The sequence below is a fragment of the Corynebacterium frankenforstense genome (assembly GCF_030211955.1).
Classification (GTDB): Bacteria; Actinomycetota; Actinomycetes; order Mycobacteriales; family Mycobacteriaceae; genus Corynebacterium; species Corynebacterium frankenforstense_A.
On the sequence record NZ_JASODI010000036.1, the window covers coordinates 1 to 4,151 of the forward strand.

A 4,151-nucleotide genomic window follows, 5' to 3' on the forward strand; every position below is an offset into this window, starting at 1 on the left:
CAATTGACGACGCCGCGCACCGACGCCGGGCGGAACTGTTCGGCGTGGGTGGCTGCGCGCGCCGCGCGGGAAAAACCCGGCGTCCCCTTGCGGGGCGCCGGGTTTTCGTTGTGGCCTGCTCCGGGCCCGGGTGAGGCCCGGCCCGGGGGAGCGGGCGCTTAGATGTCGACCGGGTAGTCCGGGGTGTCGATCTGCGGGTGGATGCGGTCCTCGACGAAGATGCCGTGCCAGATCATGAAGGCCAGCACCGTCCAGATGCGCCGCGAGTGGTCGGACACACCGTCGCGGTGCTCCTTGAGCATCTCGAGGACGGCCTTCTTGTCGAAGATGTCCTCGGTCTGCGAGGTGTTGATCTGGTCCTGGGCCCAGCCGTAGAGCTCGTCTCCGGCCAGCCAGTGGCGCATCGGCACCGGGAAGCCCAGCTTGCGGCGGTGCAGCACGTGGGCCGGCACGATCTGCTCGAGGGCCTTGCGCAGCGCGTACTTGGTCGTGCCGTGGGAGACCTTCAGCTCGTAGGGCAGTGACTCGGCGACCCGGAAGACCTCCTTGTCCAGGAACGGCACGCGCAGCTCCAGGGAGTTGGCCATGTTGATCTTGTCGGCCTTGACCAGGATGTCGCCGCGCATCCAGGTGAACAGGTCCAGGTGCTGCATGCGCGCGACCGGGTCCATGTCCTGCGACTGCGCGTAGATCGGGCGCGTGACCTCGCGGTGGTCCCACTCGCGCTTCGCCCACGGGATCACGCGCTGCACCTGCTCGAAGTTGAAGGAGCGCGCGTTGCCGTAGTAGCGGTCCTCCATCGGCATGGTGCCGCGCTCGAGCAGGGACTTGCCCTTCATGCCCTCGGGCAGCACGGTCGAGAGCTTGCGCAGCCCCTTGAGCAGTGGAGAGGGCATCTTCTCGAAGGGCTTGAGCGAGAGCGGCTCCTTGTAGATGGTGTAGCCGCCGAAGAGCTCGTCGGCGCCCTCGCCGGAGAGCACGACCTTGACGTGCTTGCGGGCCTCGGCGGCGACGAAGTAGAGCGGCACCAGGGACGGGTCGGCGACCGGGTCGTCGAGGTACCACATGATCTTCGGCACGGCGTCCGCGTACTCCTCAGGGGAGACGATCTTGACGTGGTGCTCGACGCCGATGGCCTCGGCCGACTCGGCGGCGACGTCGACCTCGGAGTACCCCTCGCGCTCGAAGCCGGTGGTGAAGGTCAGCAGGTCCGGGTTGTGGCGCTTGGCCAGCGCGGCGATCGCGGTGGAGTCGATGCCGCCGGAGAGGAAGGAGCCGACGGTGACGTCCGCGCGCATGTGCTTGGCCACGGAGTCCTCGAGGACCTTCGCGATGCGGTCGAAGACCTGCTGCTCGCTGTCGTGGGCGACCGGGGTGGTCTTGAACTGCGGGCGGAAGTAGCGGCGCTGGACCAGCACGCCGCCCGGGGTCAGCGTGGCGGTGCAGCCGGACTCGAGGCGGCGGATGCCGGTGTGCAGGCTCTCCGGTTCCGGGACGTACTGCAGGTCGACGTAGTGCTCGACGGCGCGGCGGTCGATGCTGAGGTCGGTGCCCATGTCCTCGGCGAGGGCGAGCAGGCACTTCTTCTCGGAGGCGAAGGCCGTGCCGGCGGGCGTGGTGGCGAAGAACAGCGGCTTGATGCCGAACTGGTCGCGGGCGAGGAACATCGTGCGCTTGCGGGAGTCCCACACCGCGAAGGCGAACATGCCGCGCAGGTGCTCGACGACGTCCTCACCCCACAGGTGGTAGCCGGCGACGATCGTCTCGGAGTCACCGGTGGTGTGCAGGGGCAGGCCGGCGGCGGCCAGCTCCTCGCGCAGCTCGATGTAGTTGTAGATCTCGCCGTTGAAGGTGAGCGTGTAGCGCTGCGGGTCGTCCTCGGGGCCCCACACCAGCGGCTGGTGGGAGTGCTCGAGGTCGATGATGGACAGCCGGTTGAACCCGAAGACGACGTCCTTGTCGTTCCAGGTGTCCGTGCCGTCGGGCCCGCGGTGGCGCATGCACGGCAGCGCCTCCCGGACGGCGTCGACATGGGTCGCCGCCGACCCGTCGGAGGTCAGGAGGCCGAGCAGACCGCACATAGGGCAATGGTTCCTTCCTGAGGGGACAGGTTCTTTCCGTCCGATGATGGCACGAGCGCGCGACGCGGGCCTAAAGGCGCGCCCGCCGGGCCCCCACGGTGAGGCCGACGGCTCTGTTCCGGCGCGCGCCGCGGGCGGTCCCGGACGACCCGGGACAGGGGTGCTGAAACTTTGAGGTGGCCCCGGTACACCCGAAAGGTTCCCCACACGGGTGCAAACTTCCGATTGATCTATATCTACGCCCCCAGATGTGCGCGCGCGGCGTTAAGCCTGGTACCTGTGCAATCGTCTCACCTGTGCAAACACCGGGATTCTCACGGTCGGGTATCACCGTGGTTTCAGCTTGGGCATCGACTATCCTCCTGATTAGGAACGTTGAGATGTGTCCTCTACAGCTGCGTAGAAAAGAAAGGCAGACACACGTGGAACAGCGAAACAGGCGGGGTCTCGGCCGGAAGGCCGCGGTCGGCGCGCTGATCGGCGCCGCCGGCATGACTCTCGCGGGCTGTGACGTCCAGCCCCCGGAGCCGGTCTCGAACCTCCTGCACATGGGGTGGCCGGAAGGCATCACCCCGGAGGCTCACGAGATGTACAACTTCTGGATCTGGGTCTGGGTCGCGGCCTGGACCATCGGCATCATCATGTGGGGCATCTTCCTCTGGGGGATCTTCCGCTGGGGTGCCAAGCGCGCCGAGAAGAACGGCAAGGGTGAGTTCCCGAAGCAGCTCCAGTACAACATCCCGCTGGAGCTCGTGCTGACGGCCGTGCCGATCGTCATCGTCATGGCCCTGTTCTTCTTCACCGTGCAGACCCAGCAGAAGGTCGTCGCGATGGACAAGGACCCGAAGGTCGCCGTCGACGTCACCGGCTTCCAGTGGAACTGGAAGTTCGGCTACGCGGAGGTCGCCGCGGACCTCTCGCCGACCGGCCAGGACTGGGATGGCACCGACGAGGAGCGTCAGCAGCAGGCCGAGGACAGCAAGTACGACCGCGACGAGAACGGCGAGGTCAGCACCGAGCACGGTGACAACCCGATCCACGGCCGCTCGAAGAAGGACCTGTCCTACCTCGACTACGACACCGTCGAGACCCTCGGCACCACCGAGGAGGTCCCGGTGCTGGTCCTCCCGACCAACACCCCGATCGAGTTCCGACTCGCCTCCGGCGACGTCTCCCACTCGTTCTGGATCCCGGAGTTCCTCTTCAAGCGCGACGTCTACGCGCACCCGGACGCGAACCAGCAGCAGCGTGCCTTCCAGATCGAGGGCATCGAGAAGGAGGGCGCCTTTGTCGGCCGTTGCGCCGAGATGTGCGGCACCTACCACGCCATGATGAACTTCGAGCTGCGCGCGGTCTCCCCGGAGGACTTCACCGAGTACATGAAGTTCCGCACCGAGAACCCCGAGGCCCCGAACTCCGAGGCCCTCAAGCACATCGGTCAGGAGCCGTACGCCACCTCGACGCACCCGTTCAACTCGGACCGCACCGGCACCCGCACCGGTGACAACGCCGTCGACCACAACCAGAACGCGTAAGGGGCGAGGAGAAGAGCAATGAAGGCTTCAGCAAAGATCATGTACGGGCTGTCGGCGTTCCTGCTGCTGATGCTCGTGATCTACATCTTCGCGACCATGTACGTGCAGGACGACGGCTACGTCCGCGGCCTCGAGTGGGCCGGCGTGGTCGCCCTGACCCTCTCCTTCTGCCTGACCACCATGCTCGGCGTCTACCTCCACTTCACGGAGCGGCACGCCGACGTCCTCCCCGAGGACTGGGAAGAGGCCGAGATGGAGGACGGCGCCGGTGTGCTGGGCTTCTTCAGCCCCAGCTCGATCTGGCCGCTGGCCATGACCGGCGCGATCCTCGTGCTGGGTCTCGGCATCATCTACATGCACTACTGGATGATCGCCCTCGGCGCGGTGCTGCTGATCTACACCGGCGCCATGATGAACCTCCAGTACGGCGTGCCGAAGGAGAAGCACTAAGGCCTGACGGCCACGCAGCTGTCGGCCCGGCACCCGTGGCCGGGCCACAAGGACCGGGCCCCGGTCTCCGTGACACACGGAGACC

At 66.8% G+C, this 4,151-nt stretch carries 3 protein-coding genes; 2 read left to right on the forward strand and 1 reads right to left on the reverse strand.

Annotated elements, in window-relative coordinates; genetic code table 11:
* Positions 1-158 precede the first annotated feature (158 nt).
* Positions 159-2,081 (reverse strand): asparagine synthase (glutamine-hydrolyzing), encoded by a 1,923-nt coding sequence (gene asnB / locus QP119_RS11395; RefSeq protein WP_284776283.1) that lies wholly within the window; start codon positions 2,079-2,081, stop codon positions 159-161.
* 422 nt (positions 2,082-2,503) lie between these two features.
* Here asnB and QP119_RS11400 point away from each other — a divergent pair, with 422 nt between their 5' ends.
* Together QP119_RS11400 and QP119_RS11405 are read left to right on the forward strand one after the other, a co-directional pair.
* Positions 2,504-3,616, forward strand: a complete 1,113-nt coding sequence (locus tag QP119_RS11400) for a cytochrome c oxidase subunit II (RefSeq protein ID WP_284776285.1) — start codon at positions 2,504-2,506, stop codon at positions 3,614-3,616.
* A gap of 18 nt (positions 3,617-3,634) precedes the next feature.
* Positions 3,635-4,066, forward strand: coding sequence for a cytochrome c oxidase subunit 4 (locus QP119_RS11405; RefSeq protein WP_284776287.1), 432 nt, complete (start codon positions 3,635-3,637; stop codon positions 4,064-4,066).
* Positions 4,067-4,151: the final 85 nt, after the last annotated feature.

Excerpts from the sequence above, each read along its gene's own strand:
- QP119_RS11405 (WP_284776287.1), top strand. The coding sequence starts at position 3,635 with ATGAAGGCTTCAGCAAAGATCATGTACGGGCTGTCGGCGTTCCTGCTG.
- asnB (WP_284776283.1), bottom strand. The coding sequence starts at position 2,081 with ATGTGCGGTCTGCTCGGCCTCCTGACCTCCGACGGGTCGGCGGCGACC.